Raw genomic sequence first — 15,387 nt, forward strand, 5'->3', positions numbered from 1 at the left:
CCACCTGCGGAGCAGTCGATGACCAGGCCTGAGGATGCGGAGCGCATCGCCGATGTCGTGAGCGACGCGTCGGGTGAGCGGCTCGCCGCAGCGCGGACGATCGGCGAGGGCGCACCCGTGCTCGCGTTCGACGTCGGGGGCACCGACATCAAGTCGGCGCTGTTCGACGCCGACGGCACGGCCCTGGGCCTGCGGCGAACGCCGACTCCTGTGGCCGACGGCGACCGGACCGAGGTGCTGATCGAGCGCCTCGGTGTGCTCGCCGCCGAACTGCAGGCCGATCACCCCGGCGTCGTGCCGCAGGCGGTCGGGCTGGTGGTGCCAGGGATCGTCGACGCGGGTGCCGGACTCGGCGTCTTCGCCAGCAACCTCGGCTGGCACGACTCGCCGTTGCGCGATCTCGCCTCGACGAAGCTCGGCCTCCCCGTGGCGTTCGACCACGACGTGCGCGCGGCGAGCTGGGCAGAGCATCGACTCGGAGGCGCTCGCGCCTACTCGAACTCGGTCGTGCTCGTCATCGGCACCGGCATCGCGGGCGCTCTGCTCGTGGGAGGAGAGCCTTATACGGCGGGCGGCTACGCGGGCGAGATCGGGCACTCGCCGATCGCCGACGGACCCGTGTGCGCCTGCGGTGCGCGTGGATGCCTCGAGATGGTGGCATCGGCCGGTGCCATCGCGCGCCGCTATCGCGAGGCCACCGGCATCACCCCCGACGGTGCGAAAGACGTGATCGAACGTGCCGCGGACGGCGATCCTGTCGCCTCCGAGATCTGGAACTCGGCGCTCGACGCGCTGACCCTCTCGCTCGCCCAGCTCACCGCGGTCGTCGCCCCGGAAGCCGTCGTGATCGGCGGGGGCCTCTCGCGTGCAGGAGGCGCGCTCTTCGACGAACTGCGCGCCCGACTGGCTGAACGCCTGAGCTTCCACCGCCTCCCCGAACTCGTTCCCGCAGAGCTGTCGGGCAACGCCGGCATCCTCGGAGCGGCCCTGCGCGCGAGGGAGCTCGCATGATCCTCACCGTCACCCCCAACCCGGCGCTCGATCTCACCTGGCACGTCGATCGACTCACCCTCGGCGAGACGCACAGGGCCAATGCCGGTGCCGTGCGTGCCGGCGGCAAGGGCCTCAACGTCGCGAGAGTCGCGCACGCGCAGGGCGCCTCGGTGCTTGCGGTGTCGACGGCCGGAGGTCGCAGCGGCGTCGAGCTCGCCGCCGAGCTCGGAGCGAGCGGTGTGCCGCACCGGCTCGTGCCCGTGGTCGGTGCCACGAGGCAGAGCATCGCGATCGTCGACCACGAGCTCGGCGACACCACCATCGTGAACGAGCGCGGCGTGAACCCGACAGACCCCGAGTGGGCGGCCCTGCTCGGCGAGGTCGTCGACGCTCTCCCCGGCGCGCAGGTGCTGGTGATCTCCGGCAGTCTTCCGCCCGGGGCACCCGAGACGCTGCTGCCACTGCTCATCGGCACCGCGCGGGACACGGGCGTGCCCGTGATCGTCGACACGTCCGGCCCCGCCCTGCTGCTCGCGGCGGATGCGGGAGCATCCGTCCTGAAGCCCAACGCCGCCGAACTCGTCGAGGCGACCGGCATCACCGACCCCGTCGAAGGCGCCCGGTCGCTGATCGAGCGCGGTGTCGGCCTCGTGCTGCTGTCGCTCGGTGCCGAGGGCATGCTCGCGGTCACGTCATCCGACGTGCTGCACGCCCGCCTCGATGCCCCGCTCGCGGGCAATCCGACCGGGGCGGGGGATGCCGCAGTGGCAGCCTGCGCGGTGCTCTACGCCGACGGCATCCGCGACCCCGAGGCGATCCTGCGCCGAGCGACCGCCTGGTCGGCCGCCGCCGTGCTCATGCCGCTCGCCGGCGAGATCTCCGACGACTGGGAGGCGCTCGACGCGCGTCTCGTCGTCGCCCCCTTCACCCCCACCGTTCGAGAGGAACGTCTGTGACCCTGGTCTCCGCCCGCGAACTGGTGACCGATGCCGCGACACGCGGCACCGGCATCGGCGCGTTCAACGTGATCCACCTCGAGACCGCCGAGGGTCTGGTGCGTGCATCCGCCGAGTCGGGACTGCCGGTGATCCTGCAGATCTCGCAGAACTGCGCCGACTATCACGGTGGTCTCGAGCCGGTCGCACTGGCGACTCTTGCGATCGCCCGCCGGGCAGCTACGCCCGTCGCGGTGCACCTCGATCACGCCGAGCGGCCAGAGCTCGTCGACGAGGCCATCGCCCTGGGCTTCGGCTCGGTCATGTTCGACGGCGGTGCGCTGCCCTACGACGAGAACGTCGCGATCACCGCGGCCGTCGCCGAGCGGGCGCACGCTGCCGATGTCTACATCGAGGGCGAACTGGGAGAGGTCGGCGGCAAAGATGGAGCCCACGCGCCGGGAGTGCGCACCGACCCCGACGAGGCACGCGCTTTCGTCGCAGCGACCGGCGTCGACGCGCTCGCCGTAGCGGTGGGATCGTCGCATGCCATGACCGACCGCACGGCATCCCTCGACCTCGACCTCATCGCCCGACTGCGAGACGCGCTCGACGTCCCCCTCGTGCTGCACGGCTCATCGGGCGTCGCAGATTCCGTGATCGCCGACGCGGTGCGGGCGGGCATGACCAAGATCAACGTCTCGACGCACCTGAACGGCTTCTTCACCCGGGCTGTCCGTTCGACGCTCGACGCCGATGAGAAGCTGGTCGACTCGCGCAAGTACCTGACTCCGGCCCGTGACGCACTCGCAGGAGAGGCCGCACGGATGCTTCGGCTGTTCGCCCTCGAGACCGCCGAGGTGGCGGGGTGAGCTGCGCGAACCGGGCAGGATGGTGACATGAAGCGCGCCGCTCGTCTGAACGCGATCCTCGACCTCCTGGCCGCCGACGGCGAGGTCAACGTCGACGAGCTCGTCGAGCGCTTCGGAGCATCGGCCGCCACCACCCGCCGCGACCTCGACTCGCTCGCCGAGCAGCGACTGCTCACCCGCACGCACGGCGGCGCGGTCGCCCATTCCGTCGCCTACGAGCTGCCGATCCGATACAAGAGCCACCAGCGCACGCAGCAGAAGGAGAGCATCGCGCACGCCGCTGCAGCACTCGTCGCTCCCGGCATGGTGGTCGGGCTCTCCGGAGGAACCACCACCACGGCGATCGCGGCGGCGCTCGCCGCACGGGACGACCTCGCGGCCGGCCCCGGCATCACGGTCGTCACCAACGCGGTGAACATCGCGGCGCAGCTCGCGACGCGCCCCGACATCAAGGTCGTCGTGACGGGAGGAGTCATCCACTCGCGCAGCTACGAACTCGTCGGCCCGTTCGTCGAGCAGCTGCTGCGAGGCGTGCGCCTCGACATCGCCTTCATCGGCGTCAACGGAATGGATGCCGATGCCGGCGCCACCACGCAGGACGAACGCGAGGCCGCCGTGAACCGGATGATGGCCGAGCGCGCGCGTCGAGCGGTGGTCGTCACCGACAGCAGCAAGCTCGGCACCGTCGCGTTCGCGGCCGTCGGCGGTGCGGAGCTGTTCCCCGTTCTCCTCACCGACGACGGCGCGGACGCCGCATCTCTCGCAGGCCTGCGCGCGGCCGGCTACGAGGTGCTGACCGCCTGATCCTGCGGTCCCGTTCTCCTGTTGAACTCCTTGCGGGGATGCCGCGACCCCTCTCGCGACATCCCCGGAGCAGATGGTGTCCTGTCGTTCCCTCACACTCCCCAGTGCACGAGGGTTTCCCCAGTTCGACTGCGCCTCCCTCGCGCTTCGTTCCCGAAGCCCTTCGCGTGGCACCTTCTGCAGATAAGGAGCGAGGCATCGAGGTCCTGATACATCGAGTGGAGAAAACTTTCAGAGGCCGCTTCCGTGGCACTGGAACGGGGCCCTCACTCCGGTGGACTCGGATGCCGCGGCCAGCGCCACGGCGGGTGCAACGCCGTTCGCGAGCTCGGTGTGCACGGCTCCGAGAAGCTCGCAGGCGATGTCGTCGGGCACGACCACCGGGGCCGCGATCACGCACCGGGTACCCGCGTGCAGCCAGACCCGGGTCATGCCGAGCGCCTCCTCTCCCCAGCGCACCGAGGATCGCCCGAGCTCGCAGGCCGAGAGCACCACCGTGTCGGGGGTCTTCGGGATCAGATCGACGTCGTAGCCGAATAGGGTGCCGTCGACGAGTTCGAAACCCGAGAAGAGCGGGTTGTCGACCGCATGGCGTCCGTGCGCGGCGATGTGCAGCACGTCGACGTGCGCGGCGAGCTCGGTGACCGCCGAGACGCGGGCATCGTCACCCGTCAGGATCGTCGCGCCGCTCCAGGCCGCGGCGGCTCGGCGCACCTCCTCCTCTGCGCGCGCGACGCGGGGGCCGGTCGCGAAGCCCGCCTGCCTCCTCGGTGACGAGGTGAGGGGTCGGTCGGAGTCGCCCAGCCAGCGCGAGACCGAGGTCGCGAGGGTGAACGGCGTGCCGGTCATGCCCGGGAGCATCGCCCAGGGGATGCCGCCGAGAATGCCGGGCACGGTGAGCGCGAGACGAGTCGCACCACCCGTCGCAGCGCGCGCCGGGGCGAGGAGGGCGTCGTCGAGCAGGCGCAGCCTCTCGTCGAGCGACCGTTGCACGACGGACGCCATCGGGCCGCCCTGGGTGAGGGCGGCGACATCGAGATCGGCGCGGAGGCCGTCGAGCGCGGCCTCGATGCGGGGCAGCGACAGTTCGACGATCGACGAGCCGGATGCCGTCGCCACGACGCACAGCAGCTCGTCGCGGGTGAACACGTAGGCGAGGATCGCGGTGTCGTCGCCGAGCCGCGCACGGGTCTCGAGCAGACCCAGACGCTCACGGCTGCCGCTGACCCCGGTCGAGGACCACTGCCGGTCGCGCACGCGGTCGCGGAGCTCGCGCACCCGAGCGTCGGTCGTCCAGTCGGACCCTGCGAGGTCGGCGCGGAGCATCCGCAGCTCGGCCAGATCCGACGACAGGTCCGCGTCGTGCGGGGGACGCACGGGCGCTACCTGCTGGCTCAGATGCCGGGCACGTTCCGACCATTCGAACAGCACCTCGGGGTCGCGCGATCGTGCAGCGGCGGCGAGCCCGGTGAACATCAGCTCGGTGCCGTGCATCGCCACTGACGCCTGCAGGTCGAGAGCGCCGAACGACTGCTGCCAGGCGGTGAGCAGGTCGAGGCCTTCGGCAGCGAAGCGGCGGGCGTCGGCATCCCTGCCCGCGGCGGATGCCCTCGCGGCCCGCACTTCATGGGCGCGCAGTCGCAGCGGAGTAGGGGCGTCGGCGGTGAGTCGCGGCATCCGTCCGCCGTCGGCCAGCCGTGCCGTCAACGACAGTGCGGCGGCTTCGGTGCGGAAGCCGCCCCGAGTGAGTGCTGCGGCGGTGCGCGTGAAGTCCTCGGCCACGGGCGGCGTCGTCGGACGGGCGCGCAGCCGGGCCTCGAGGCGCACGGCCTCGGCGCGAGCGGCCCAGCCCGCACTGCCCAGCGCGGTGAATCGGCGGGATGCCGTCGCGGCGGCGCGCTCCGCGGCGGACGCGTCATGTCGCAGGAGCGATCGGGCGAGGTGGAACTCGGCCTCGCCGCGAGCCTGCCGCATGCGCTGCGCGCCGAACTGCACGGCGACGGCGCCGAGCAGTTCCTCGGCCTCGGTCGTCAGGCCCGCATCGCGCAGCACCTCGGCGCGGTCGAGGTCGCTGATCGCCGCGGCGAGGTCGCTGGTGGCCGCGAGGATCGGGCGCGAGCTCGTCATCAGTCCGAGTGCGGTGACGAGGTCGCCGCCCAGTAGCGCGGCGTAGCCGAGGTTGTGGCGCGCCTCGGCGAGCGGCTCCTGCTGGTCGTGCGCCTCGTAGGCGGCGATCGCGCGCTGAAGATCGGCGGTGCAGTCGTCGAGGCGGTGGCGCTGCATGCTGACGATCGCTCGGCTCATCAGCAGGTTAGCGCTCTCGATCGACCCGTCGTCGAGACTGCCGATCGCCCGCGTCAGGAACTTGTCGGCCTCATCGAGGCGCCCGCCGTGCATGAGCAGGGTGCCGAGCTGTCCGTTCGCGAGGGCGACGGTCTCGGCGCTGAGTCCCGGTCGCGACAGCGCCGCGCGCGACAGCCGCTCGGCCTCGGCTGGTTCACCCGTCTGCGCGAGCACATAAGCCAGGGTCCCGTCGATGCGGGCCCGCAGGTCGTCGTCGTCGGTGCGGGAGGATGCCGCGGCAAGAGCGCGCCGCGCCTGCGCGAACCGTCGGGAGTTGGCCGCGTCGACGCCGCGCCGGTGCAGCTCGCGCGCAGACAGGGGCATCCAACCAGAATGCCGGTCAGTTCGGCCTCAGGGAAGGTCTGCGACCGCATCCGAGGTTCTTTCCGCCGGTCGGGACTGGGCGGCGGGAGCGAGCGCGAGCTCGTCGAGTACCTGACAACGGACTTCACCTAGGATCGGCCTCATGTCAGACAGTGCCCCACGCCCGCTCCGAACTACCCTCCTCTGGGTTCTGGAGCTCGTCGTCGCAACTGCGGCGTGGGGCACTGTCTGGATGCGCCAACTCGGAGCGCCAGGGTGTGGGCAGACCTGTGATGGCACTCTTCTCTACGCCGCTATCGACGCTTTTGCTTGGGTGTGTGTCGTGGTCGTCGCTGCATCCGGAGTGATCTCGTTGCTCTTCGGACGGCAACGATCGATGTCATTCGTCCCCATGATCGGGATCGCCCTGATAGTGATCGGAGCGTTCGTCGCGCACGCCCTGTGCAGTCAGGCGCTGGCCCCTTAGTCCGCAATCACGCCAAACTCATCCTGCATACCCGCTCGTTCTAGACGTCCATACGTCGGGACCGCCAGTCCAGCGCTTAGCGCTCTGGCTTCCTGCGACATCTCACGGGATGCCTGGCTGCATAGAGCCAGACACCCTTTCACCTACGCCCGCTCGACCGGTGTCGGCAGCGTCTTGAGCACGGCGGCGACGGCCTTGGCCGCGGCATCCGCCTTCACCCCCTGCGGAGGCACCGTGCCGAGCTGCGCCGCGATGCGACCCGCGACGTACGGAGCGGCGAATGACGTGCCGCTCCAGATCGCGAAGCCGCCGCGGTAGTCGTCGGGGTCGATCGTCTCGCGGCGGAGCCCGTCGACGTCGGCCCTCGTCGCGGCCTGCTCGCCGCCGACGAACGCCGGCGAGGTGCTGACCACTGCGGCTCCCGGTGCGTACACCTGCACCCACGGACCGACGTTCGAGAACAGCGCGACCGAGCGGGCCGAGGGGTTGAGGGCGCCGACCGACACGTGCGGGGCATCCTTGTCTCGAGGGATGCCGTTGTCGGCACCGGGCCATGGCCACAGGGATGCCGGGAACGACGGCCGATCGATCGCGTCGTTGCCCGCCGAGCACACGACCACGCATCCGAGTTCACGGGCTTTCGTGAGCAGCGCGTGGAGGGTCTTGCTGAACTGACCGTCGACCGGGGACTCGTGGTAGTACCCGAGTGAGAGGTTCAGGACGTCGATCGGATGCCCGGTCTTCGGGTCCTCACGGTGGCGGCGCAGCAGCTCGACCACCTGCGCGACCGTCGTCAGGAAGGTGCTCTCGTCGATCACGCCGAGAGCACCGGCCATGCGGATCGACAGGATGTCGGCCTCCGGGGCGGTCTGCCGGATGATGCCTGCGATGAACGTCCCGTGACCCGCGACCGCGTCGATCTCGCCGTCGAGCTGTCCGTAGAGATCGGGGTAGCGCTCGGGATCCGCGTCGTCCGTGAGCCCGACGGGCACGCCGTCGAGCTCGATGTGCCGGGTGACGATGTCGTCGGGCAGCCAGTCGTGCACGCCGCATCCGGTGTCGAGCACCGCCACCACCGGGCGACGGCCGCGTTTCGGAGCCGCGGTGCGCTGTGGTGCGGGGCCGAGCCATGCGACCGGCTGACGCGCGCCGCGTCCTGGTTCGAGGTAGTCATCGCTGCCTCCCGCGCCCCCTCCGGCGCCGCGGACCGGGTTGGTGCGGCTGAACGGGTTCGTGCGGCTGAAGGGGTTCGTGCGGCTGAACGGATTGAGACCCACGGGGTCGATCGACAGCACGTGCTCGAGGCTGGTCCGGGGCATCGGGGTTCCCGAGCTGCGTCGCGCGCGCTGCAGCACGCGCCAGGCGTCGGGTGGCACGGGTGATTCACCGCGCGTGGGTTCATCGGGGGTCGTCAGATGGGCCCGGAGGAAACCGGGAACGCCGGGGACCAGCGGGTCGGCGGCCCGGAGAGCATCCGGAGACTCGATGTCGAGATTCCAACCGAACGATCCGGCGGCTTCGCGCAGCTCGCGGATCTCCCGGTCGTATGCCTCCTGGCCGTTGTCGACCTGGTCCTGCGTGATCAGCAGACGCTCCTGCAGATACGCGGTCGGGAACGCGCGGACTCCGTCGACCGGCTCTACGGACGGATCCAGTGCTGTCCCTCGACGGATCGATCCTTCCGCTCGGTCCTGCCAGCTCCACCCCTTGGGCTGCTCCATCGTCGGTCCTCTCCTCGCGGGCGGACCCGCGTCCTGTGCGGGGAATCCTGCGAGGTGCGGGACTTGCCCTGCGGTGTGTGCGGGCGGGCCCGCGGTGTGAGCGGGTCGCCCCGCGGTGGATCACAACTCGAACTGCGGGGTCGACAGGGTGCGCTGCTCGTCGCCGACCGTCGTGGTGAGGCGCACGAGCGTCAGCCCGTCGGGTACATCGTCGAACACGAAGCGGCCCGTGTCGCTCGCGGTCGTGGTGCGGGTCCGCTCGCCCTGGGCGAGCTCGATCAGGCCTGCCGCCGTGTCGACCCAGCCGTCGATACGATGCGCGCCGCTCGCGGTGCCCGTGACGTGCAGGAGGATGCTCGTCGTGCCGTCGCTGAACTGCAGGGTCAGCGCGTCCGCGTCTCCCCGCACCGCGCCGAGCGGCTGCTCGACCAGGGTCAGCAGCGCGTACTCCGCCGACAGACCCTCGGTCGCGACGGCCGCGATCATGCGATCGATCAGCGCTGCGGGCATCGGATCGACGTCGCGCCACAGAGACCGGAGGTGCGCGAAGAGCTCGGCATCCTCATGGTTGTCGCCGCCGTTGTTGCCGTCGTTCTCGCTCATGAGGTGCCTCCCGTCTGCGGTGTCGGGGCATCGAGCAGGTCTCGCAGCTTCGCCAGGCAGCGCTGTCTCGTCGGACCGATGCTGCCCACGGCCATTCCGAGGTCGGCGGCGAGTCGTGCGTAGTCCGGTCGTTCCTCGAACGCGATCACGCGCAACAGACGCTGACATCTCTCGGCGAGACGCTGCACGGCAGTCCAGAGTCGGCGGTTCTCGTCGCCGGTCGCCGCACGTTCTTCGGCGGAGGCCTGCTCGGGGAGCAGCGCGTCGAGAGCATCCGCCTCTGTCGTGTCGAGCCGGTTGTGGGCCTTGCCCGCGCGCCAGGCCTCGCGCCGGGCGGTGGTCGTCAGCCAGGCCGAGACGGCCTTCGGATCGGCGATCGCTCGGTGTCCGCGCACCAACTGCAACCAGGTCGTCTGGATCACATCTTCGGCGAGCGTGCGCTCGAGACCGTAAGCGCGCACGACATGCCAGAGCACAGGCGTCATCAGCCGCACGAGGTCGTCCATCGCGCGGCTGTCGCCGTCCCGCCATGCGTCGAAGAAGTCTGCGGCTCGCCTCCAGCGTGCCGCGCCGTCGTCCGGTGCAGGATCGAGGGCGGCGCCGTCGGGTGCGCCGTCGATCATGAGTCCCATTGTGATCACACCACTAAGGAGCACGGCAAGGGCTCGGTGATACATGTACTCGGTTTGTTTATCGGAATATCGGCTTCGGGCTTCGGGCTTCGGGCTTCGGGCTTCGGGCTTCGGGCTTCGGGCTTCGGGCTCCGGGGTGCGGGCATTCCGGCGGAAGGCGGGCGACGGCTGGCGGGAGACGGATGCCGCGGGCGATACCGTGGAGGGGTGATCGCCCTCGCTGTCGTCCTGTTCCTCAACGCCGCCTTCAACGTGCTGGTGTGGCCCCGTTTCTACAAGCGCGTCGCGACCGACCCGCGAGCACGGGATGCCGACGGCAAGGCGACGACCTTCCTCAAGGTGCATGCCGTGCTGATCGCGATCGCCCTGGTGCTTGCACTGGTCTCGGTGGTGGTCGGCGTCGCGGCGCTCACCGGCGCACTCTGACGCTCAGCCCGCTGCGACCGGCTGCTGCAGCTCGGTGATCCAGTCGGCCTGATCTTCGGATTCCGACTGCAGGTAGACCTCGCGGCAGGGTCCGACAGCCGTGGCGCCCCGCTGTGTGATCGCCGCGTTCACCGCGCCCCAGCTCTCGTCGATCGTCGCCATGGATCCGTGGTGGGTGGCGGTGAATGCCGACTCGACGGCGGGCAGCTCGACGATCACGAGGCCGTCGATCGCAGGGCCGTCGTAGGTGAAGCCGACGGTGATGCGCACGCCGTGCCGGTCCATGTCGTATTCGGCGATCGGCAGGCCCGGGGTCGCCCCTGATGCCAGCAGCGCATCGGCCACCCGGTCGAACAGCGGCCCGACGACGGCGGCGACCTCGGGCTGTGTGTCGACCCTCTCGGTCAGGGTCGCGAGGCGGACGTAGGGAAGAGGCTTCTCGCTGATCTCCAGGGCTGACATCGTCGTCTCCTCAGGTAGGGATGTTCGGTTCGGCCGATCCTACGCATCGACGGCGACATCCGACAGGATCACCGGCATCCGACACCCCTCATGGGCGCTCGAGGGTCGGCGGCTTCCATGCCTCGTCCGGTCCGATCGCGGTGGAGATCTTCTGACTGATGACGTGGAGCTGGCGCGTCTGCGCGATCGTCAGGCTGTCGAAGATCACCCGCCTCACCAGCGCGTGATGCGCGGGAGTGGACTCCACGACCTTGTCGTGCCCGCTCGGCGTGAGGATGCCGAGCGTGAACCGGCCGTCGCCGGAGTCGGTCTCGCGGCGGACCCATCCTTTCGCCTCCAGGCGAGAGACAGCGCGGGAGAGTCGCGAGAGGGTGCAGTTGGCGTAGCTCGCGAGCACGCTGAGGCGCAGTGATCGGTCAGGCGCGGAATCGAGTGCGAACAGGATGCCGTGTTCGAAATGGGTGAGCCCGCTGTCTCGCTGCAGCTGGGCGTCGAGAGCGGTCGGGAGGCGCTCGATCAGCGTGGCGACGGACGCCCAGATCTCCAGCTCGTCCGCGCTCAGTGGATCGTCGATCGATTGCTCAGGCATGTCATGACACTACGCCATCTGCTCGTTATTCACTTGCTCAGGCAAGTCAATCCGCATACAGTTACTTGCTCAAACAAGTGAATGCGTTGCCAGGCGACGCGAAGGGGAGTGGTCATGGATCTACGGCTGCACGACGAGAAGGCATTCATCAGCGGCTCCACCCAGGGCATCGGATACGCCATCGCGGCCCAGCTCGCCGCAGAGGGTGCGGAGGTGACGCTCAACGGGCGCACCGCAGAACGCGTCGACGCGGCGGTCGAGCGTCTGCGCGGCGAGCAGCCGGGCGCCAGGGTGTCGGGACTCGCGGCCGACTTCTCGGATGCGGGGGAGGTGGCGCGGCTGACGGACGCACTGGGTGATGTGGACATCCTCGTGAACAATGTCGGGCTCTTCGGTCTCGCCGACTTCGCATCGATCAGCGATGAGGACTGGGCGCGGTACTTCGACGTCAATGTGATGAGCGGTGTGCGACTGTCGCGGGCCGTGCTCGGCGGAATGCTCGCGCGGGGTGCGGGGCGCATCATCTTCATCGGGAGTGAATCCGGGGTCGACGTGCCCGCAGACATGGTGCACTACGGCATGACGAAAGCGGCGATGATCGCGCTGGGGAACGGCCTGGCGAAGCTCACCCGAGGCACCGCGGTCACGGTCAACACCGTGCTCGGCGGTCCGACGTTCTCGGATGGAGTGGCCGCATCCGTCGCAGCCGTGGCCGAGGCTCAGTCCCTCCCCGTAGGGGTGATGAAGGATGCGATCATCGGCCGGAATCGCACGACCCTGCTGGAGAGGTTCATCGATCCGACGGAGATCGCGAGCCTGGTCGCGTATCTGGCGAGCCCGCTGTCGTCGGCGACGAACGGCGCGGCGCTCCGCGCCGATGGGGGCGTGCTCACCGGGATGCTCTGACGACCTCGGAGCATCCGACGTCTGCGGCCGGCCCCGAGTGAAGACAGGGACATCGACAGGAGTGCGCCTCAGGCGTTCTCGTACTGCTTCGCGTGCTCGGCCCAGCGCGACTCGATCGGCAGGGCTCGGAGGGCGCGGTTGCCCAGGGCGAGGGCGACGGCGACGATGCAGAGGGCCGCGCAGACGAGGATCGTCCATTCGCGGCCGATCCAGGTGAGTCCGAAGCCGGCGATCAGCGGAGCGAGCGGCAGCGCGCCCATGCCGAGAACGCCGGCAGCACTGTTCGCCCTGCCGAGCAGCTGTGTCGGCGTCGCGACCATGAAGTAGCCCATCATCCCCGCGTTGAGGGCCGGAAGAAGCAGCACCGAGGCTCCCAGCACGACCACGATCGCCCACGGTTCGGTGACCATCGAGAGCACGATCGTGCCGATCGCCACGACCGAGAGCCCGCTGATCGCGATCACACCGGCGCGGATGCGGGGCACGAGCGTCGGCGCGACGATCGCCCCCACGAGCATCACGCCACCGACGGCGGCGCTGAGCGAACCGATGAGGAGTTCGGAGTAGCCGTCCTGCTGCAGCGCATAGATCGTGGTCGTGATCGCGGCGTTGAAGCCCAGGTTGACGACCGTGATGATGAGCAGCACGCCGCCGAGATCGGGTCGTGAGAGCAACCACCTGAATCCCTCGCGCAGCTCGGCCCACGCTGTGGTCTTCGCGCGGGCGTCTTCCGGTTCGGTGCCCGCGGCATCGGCATCGGCACCCGCTCCCGTGTCGACGATCCCGGCGCGGCGCACCTCGCGCTGCAGCATCCACGCCGTCACTGCCGCGACCGCGTGGCAGAGCGTCATGACGGCTCCGACGAGCCATCCGCCGACGCCGAGCAGCAGGCCGCCGAGGGGGCCGCCGGCGAGCTGGATCGCGGCATCACGCCCCTGGTTCGCGGCCTGCGCACGGCCCATGGCCTCGTCGGGCACGATCTCCTTGATGGCGCTCTCGCCGGCGACGTCGAACAGTCCGCTGCGCGCGGCCAGCAGCACGTCGGCGATGAGGAGCGTGGCGAAGGTCAGCGCGCCCCCGAGCGCCAGCAGGGTGAAGGCGCCCGCCAGCAGGATGCCGATGAGCGAGCCGATCAGCATGAGCAGGATGCGCCGGTGGCGATCGGCGAGGATGCCGCCGGCGAGTGTGAGCAGGAGCCGGGCGACCATGCCTGCGCCGCCGATGATGCCGGCCTGCGCGGGGTCGTTCGTGACGATCAGGGCGAGCAGCGGGATCGCGAAGGCGAACAGCGCGGCCGCGAGCCCCTTGCTCGTGTCGCTCACGAGCCAGGTCAGGTAACGGGTGTTGCGCCACAGGCGGTGGGGCTCGGTCACGGTCGTCATGGTACTCACCGTAATTGCGCAAGAACAGTTGCGCAATACTTATTGCGCAACTTCCGGTGCGGATACACTCTCGGTATGGCGGAGGCGAAGAAGGGCGACGATCAGGTCTGGATGACGTCGGCGATGCTCAAGGCCTACGCCCACCCGCTGCGTCGACGGATGATCCGTCTGTTCTCGCGTCGCGAGCACCTGCGTGCGGCCGACGTCGCTGCCGACCTCGACGTGCCGGCCAACAGCGCGAGCTTCCACCTGCGGGTCCTGGCCGACGCGGGCCTCATCGAGGAGGCTCCCGAGCACGCACGCGACCGTCGAGACCGCGTCTGGAAGTCGCGCAGGGGATCCTTCAATGTCGGAGACCCCGAGCATCCCGTGCCGGACGAGGCCCTGGGCACCGCCATGGTCCGCTCGGTCGCCGACGACCATCAGGACATGCTGAGCCGCGTGATCGCCTGGACGCCCGAGTACCTCTCGGGCCGCGCGACCGAGATGCATGCCGCGTTCTCGCAGCGCATCGTGCGCCTCACCGAGGCCGAGTTCGAAGCCGTGATGGACCGCGTGCAGGAGGTCATCACCGAGGCGGTCGATGCCCACGACAAGGAAGACCCGGCCGGACGACCGTGGCAGATCGACGTCCTCGCGGCCGACGACACCATCTGACGGCGGCGAACGGCCGTTCCCGGACGAACGGCTACTCCGGCGACGACGGCTACTCCGGTGCGTCCGGTTCGCGGTGGCCGCTGAGGATCAGGATGCGACGAAGGTGCATGGCCGCGAGCACGCCTGGACCCATCGAGCGGTGCACGTCGATCGTGCGGTCGTCGACCGTCTCGAGCAGCAGGCGGATCGCCCGCGCTGCCTCGGCCCTCGCGCGGTGATCTGCGGCGGTCACCGGCTCCTCCTGGGCGACGACCTCGGCGACCGCATGGCAGGCGGCCGACAGCGGCTCGGGCAGCGCGGGGTCGAGCACGAGCGCGCCCGGCCGATCCCAGATGGTGTCCGCGATCTCGTCGGAGATGTCGCGGATGAGGTGGGCGACTCGATCGAGGCGCGTCAGGTCGGCGTGGATGTGCTGCGTCTCGCCCCGTCGGCCGCGCGCCCTGACATTGCCGCGACGGCTGTCGTCCGCATCGGCCAGTGCCTGTCGCAGCGCGGAGGTCGTATCGGCGAGGGATGCCGCATCGTTCGCCCATTTCTCGTGCTCGGGCGGCCAGGACTCCGACACGGCCGAGCCGATGTCGTGCAGATGCGTGCTCAACTGCTCGCGGAACGCGTCGACCCGTGCGGCGGCGGCGAGCGTCAGCGGAGCCGGTGCGATCACCACGTTGACGATGAGCCCGATGGCGACGCCGACCGCCATCTGCACCAGATACCCGAGCGAGTAGTCGTCGGCGTTCTGGCCGCCGATGATCAGCACGAAGAGCGCGGCGACCGGCACGTATTCGCGGGCGGCGCCGAACCAGCCGGTGCCGGAGATGAGCATGCCGACCCCGACCACGGCGGGGATCGTCCACCATGTCGGGCCGACGGTGATCACGACGAGGAGGGCCAGGCCGATGCCGGTGGCGAGGCCCAGCAGCGTCTGCAGTCCCGACCGCAGCGACCCCATGAGAGTCGGATACATGCTCACGAGCGCGCCGAGCGGGGCGTAGTAGGGGTACTCGTCGGTGATGCCCGGCATGTGCGGGGCGATCGTCCAGGCGAGACCCACGGCGAGCGTGGTCTTCGCCACGAGCAGGAGGCGGGCCGGATGCACGGCTTCGCGGATCTCGAGCGCGGCCCCCGAGCGGCGCGCTCGAAGTCGCGTGGTGATGTTGCTCACGGCATCCCTTCGTCATCCTCCCCGCAGGTGACGCTATCCGCTGCGCCTCCGTGCTCGCACCGGGTTGCGTCCTGCGCTCGCGGCGGGTAGCGGGTGGGAACACGACGACG

The 15,387-nt window shown here is 70.0% G+C and carries 15 protein-coding genes; 7 read left to right on the forward strand and 8 right to left on the reverse strand.

Annotated elements, in window-relative coordinates; translation table 11 throughout:
- Window positions 1-18 precede the first annotated feature (18 nt).
- Genes MRBLWH13_RS16820 through MRBLWH13_RS16835 form a run of 4 tightly spaced genes read left to right on the forward strand, consistent with a single transcriptional unit; the run spans window position 19 to window position 3,604 of the window.
- Complete coding sequence (locus MRBLWH13_RS16820) at window positions 19-1,011, forward strand: ROK family protein (RefSeq protein ID WP_341956056.1); 993 nt, start codon at window positions 19-21, stop codon at window positions 1,009-1,011.
- A complete protein-coding gene (locus tag MRBLWH13_RS16825) occupies window positions 1,008-1,949 on the forward strand; it encodes a hexose kinase (RefSeq protein ID WP_341956057.1) in 942 nt (313 codons plus the stop codon). The genes MRBLWH13_RS16820 and MRBLWH13_RS16825 overlap by 4 nt, the downstream gene beginning before the upstream one ends.
- Complete coding sequence (locus MRBLWH13_RS16830) at window positions 1,946-2,800, forward strand: class II fructose-bisphosphate aldolase (RefSeq protein ID WP_341956058.1); 855 nt, start codon at window positions 1,946-1,948, stop codon at window positions 2,798-2,800. Before MRBLWH13_RS16825 ends, MRBLWH13_RS16830 begins: the two co-directional genes overlap by 4 nt.
- Window positions 2,801-2,827: 27 nt before the next feature.
- Window positions 2,828-3,604, forward strand: coding sequence for a DeoR/GlpR family DNA-binding transcription regulator (locus MRBLWH13_RS16835; RefSeq protein ID WP_341956059.1), 777 nt, complete (start codon window positions 2,828-2,830; stop codon window positions 3,602-3,604).
- Window positions 3,605-3,835: 231 nt separating this feature from the next.
- Here the strand turns inward: MRBLWH13_RS16835 and MRBLWH13_RS16840 are convergent, their stop codons facing one another.
- The 4 genes from MRBLWH13_RS16840 to MRBLWH13_RS16855 all read right to left on the reverse strand — a co-directional run bounded on the left by MRBLWH13_RS16840 (window position 3,836) and on the right by MRBLWH13_RS16855 (window position 9,684).
- A complete protein-coding gene (locus MRBLWH13_RS16840; RefSeq protein WP_341956060.1) occupies window positions 3,836-6,271 on the reverse strand; it encodes a CHAT domain-containing protein in 2,436 nt (811 codons plus the stop codon).
- 609 nt (window positions 6,272-6,880) lie between these two features.
- Window positions 6,881-8,458: a S8/S53 family peptidase gene (locus tag MRBLWH13_RS16845; RefSeq protein WP_341956061.1), complete on the reverse strand. Its 1,578-nt coding sequence runs from the start codon at window positions 8,456-8,458 to the stop codon at window positions 6,881-6,883.
- A 120-nt stretch (window positions 8,459-8,578) separates the two neighbouring features.
- Window positions 8,579-9,061, reverse strand: a complete 483-nt coding sequence (locus MRBLWH13_RS16850; RefSeq protein ID WP_311243843.1) for a hypothetical protein — start codon at window positions 9,059-9,061, stop codon at window positions 8,579-8,581.
- Window positions 9,058-9,684, reverse strand: a complete 627-nt coding sequence (locus tag MRBLWH13_RS16855; protein WP_341956062.1) for a sigma-70 family RNA polymerase sigma factor — start codon at window positions 9,682-9,684, stop codon at window positions 9,058-9,060. The genes MRBLWH13_RS16850 and MRBLWH13_RS16855 overlap by 4 nt, the downstream gene beginning before the upstream one ends.
- Before the next feature lie 216 nt (window positions 9,685-9,900).
- Between MRBLWH13_RS16855 and MRBLWH13_RS16860 the strand changes: the two genes are divergently transcribed.
- Window positions 9,901-10,119, forward strand: coding sequence for a hypothetical protein (locus MRBLWH13_RS16860; protein WP_341956063.1), 219 nt, complete (start codon window positions 9,901-9,903; stop codon window positions 10,117-10,119).
- 3 nt (window positions 10,120-10,122) lie between these two features.
- On the opposite strand, the gene MRBLWH13_RS16865 is transcribed toward MRBLWH13_RS16860, so the two are convergent.
- Both MRBLWH13_RS16865 and MRBLWH13_RS16870 read right to left on the reverse strand, forming a co-directional pair.
- A complete protein-coding gene (locus tag MRBLWH13_RS16865; protein WP_341956064.1) occupies window positions 10,123-10,581 on the reverse strand; it encodes a GyrI-like domain-containing protein in 459 nt (152 codons plus the stop codon).
- Between the two features lie 88 nt (window positions 10,582-10,669).
- Entirely contained in the window at window positions 10,670-11,170 is a 501-nt protein-coding gene (locus MRBLWH13_RS16870) for a MarR family winged helix-turn-helix transcriptional regulator (protein ID WP_341956065.1), read from the reverse strand.
- 114 nt (window positions 11,171-11,284) lie between these two features.
- Between MRBLWH13_RS16870 and MRBLWH13_RS16875 the strand changes: the two genes are divergently transcribed.
- On the forward strand, window positions 11,285-12,076 hold the full coding sequence (locus MRBLWH13_RS16875) for an SDR family oxidoreductase (RefSeq protein ID WP_341956066.1): 792 nt from the start codon (window positions 11,285-11,287) through the stop codon (window positions 12,074-12,076).
- A gap of 68 nt (window positions 12,077-12,144) precedes the next feature.
- On the opposite strand, the gene MRBLWH13_RS16880 is transcribed toward MRBLWH13_RS16875, so the two are convergent.
- A complete protein-coding gene (locus tag MRBLWH13_RS16880; protein WP_341956067.1) occupies window positions 12,145-13,458 on the reverse strand; it encodes an MFS transporter in 1,314 nt (437 codons plus the stop codon).
- Window positions 13,459-13,533: 75 nt separating this feature from the next.
- Between MRBLWH13_RS16880 and MRBLWH13_RS16885 the strand changes: the two genes are divergently transcribed.
- Window positions 13,534-14,115, forward strand: a complete 582-nt coding sequence (locus tag MRBLWH13_RS16885; protein WP_341956068.1) for a helix-turn-helix domain-containing protein — start codon at window positions 13,534-13,536, stop codon at window positions 14,113-14,115.
- Window positions 14,116-14,164: 49 nt separating this feature from the next.
- Here the strand turns inward: MRBLWH13_RS16885 and MRBLWH13_RS16890 are convergent, their stop codons facing one another.
- Complete coding sequence (locus MRBLWH13_RS16890; protein ID WP_341956069.1) at window positions 14,165-15,277, reverse strand: aromatic acid exporter family protein; 1,113 nt, start codon at window positions 15,275-15,277, stop codon at window positions 14,165-14,167.
- Window positions 15,278-15,387: the final 110 nt, after the last annotated feature.

The organism is Microbacterium sp. LWH13-1.2 (assembly GCF_038397735.1).
In the GTDB taxonomy this organism is placed as follows: Bacteria; Actinomycetota; Actinomycetes; order Actinomycetales; family Microbacteriaceae; genus Microbacterium.

Excerpts from the sequence above, each read along its gene's own strand:
- MRBLWH13_RS16820 (WP_341956056.1), top strand. The coding sequence starts at position 19 with ATGACCAGGCCTGAGGATGCGGAGCGCATCGCCGATGTCGTGAGCGAC.
- MRBLWH13_RS16825 (WP_341956057.1), top strand. The coding sequence starts at position 1,008 with ATGATCCTCACCGTCACCCCCAACCCGGCGCTCGATCTCACCTGGCAC.
- MRBLWH13_RS16835 (WP_341956059.1), top strand. The coding sequence starts at position 2,828 with ATGAAGCGCGCCGCTCGTCTGAACGCGATCCTCGACCTCCTGGCCGCC.
- MRBLWH13_RS16840 (WP_341956060.1), bottom strand. The coding sequence starts at position 6,271 with ATGCCCCTGTCTGCGCGCGAGCTGCACCGGCGCGGCGTCGACGCGGCC.
- MRBLWH13_RS16845 (WP_341956061.1), bottom strand. The coding sequence starts at position 8,458 with ATGGAGCAGCCCAAGGGGTGGAGCTGGCAGGACCGAGCGGAAGGATCG.
- MRBLWH13_RS16850 (WP_311243843.1), bottom strand. The coding sequence starts at position 9,061 with ATGAGCGAGAACGACGGCAACAACGGCGGCGACAACCATGAGGATGCC.
- MRBLWH13_RS16855 (WP_341956062.1), bottom strand. The coding sequence starts at position 9,684 with ATGATCGACGGCGCACCCGACGGCGCCGCCCTCGATCCTGCACCGGAC.
- MRBLWH13_RS16865 (WP_341956064.1), bottom strand. The coding sequence starts at position 10,581 with ATGTCAGCCCTGGAGATCAGCGAGAAGCCTCTTCCCTACGTCCGCCTC.
- MRBLWH13_RS16870 (WP_341956065.1), bottom strand. The coding sequence starts at position 11,170 with ATGCCTGAGCAATCGATCGACGATCCACTGAGCGCGGACGAGCTGGAG.
- MRBLWH13_RS16875 (WP_341956066.1), top strand. The coding sequence starts at position 11,285 with ATGGATCTACGGCTGCACGACGAGAAGGCATTCATCAGCGGCTCCACC.
- MRBLWH13_RS16880 (WP_341956067.1), bottom strand. The coding sequence starts at position 13,458 with ATGACGACCGTGACCGAGCCCCACCGCCTGTGGCGCAACACCCGTTAC.
- MRBLWH13_RS16885 (WP_341956068.1), top strand. The coding sequence starts at position 13,534 with ATGGCGGAGGCGAAGAAGGGCGACGATCAGGTCTGGATGACGTCGGCG.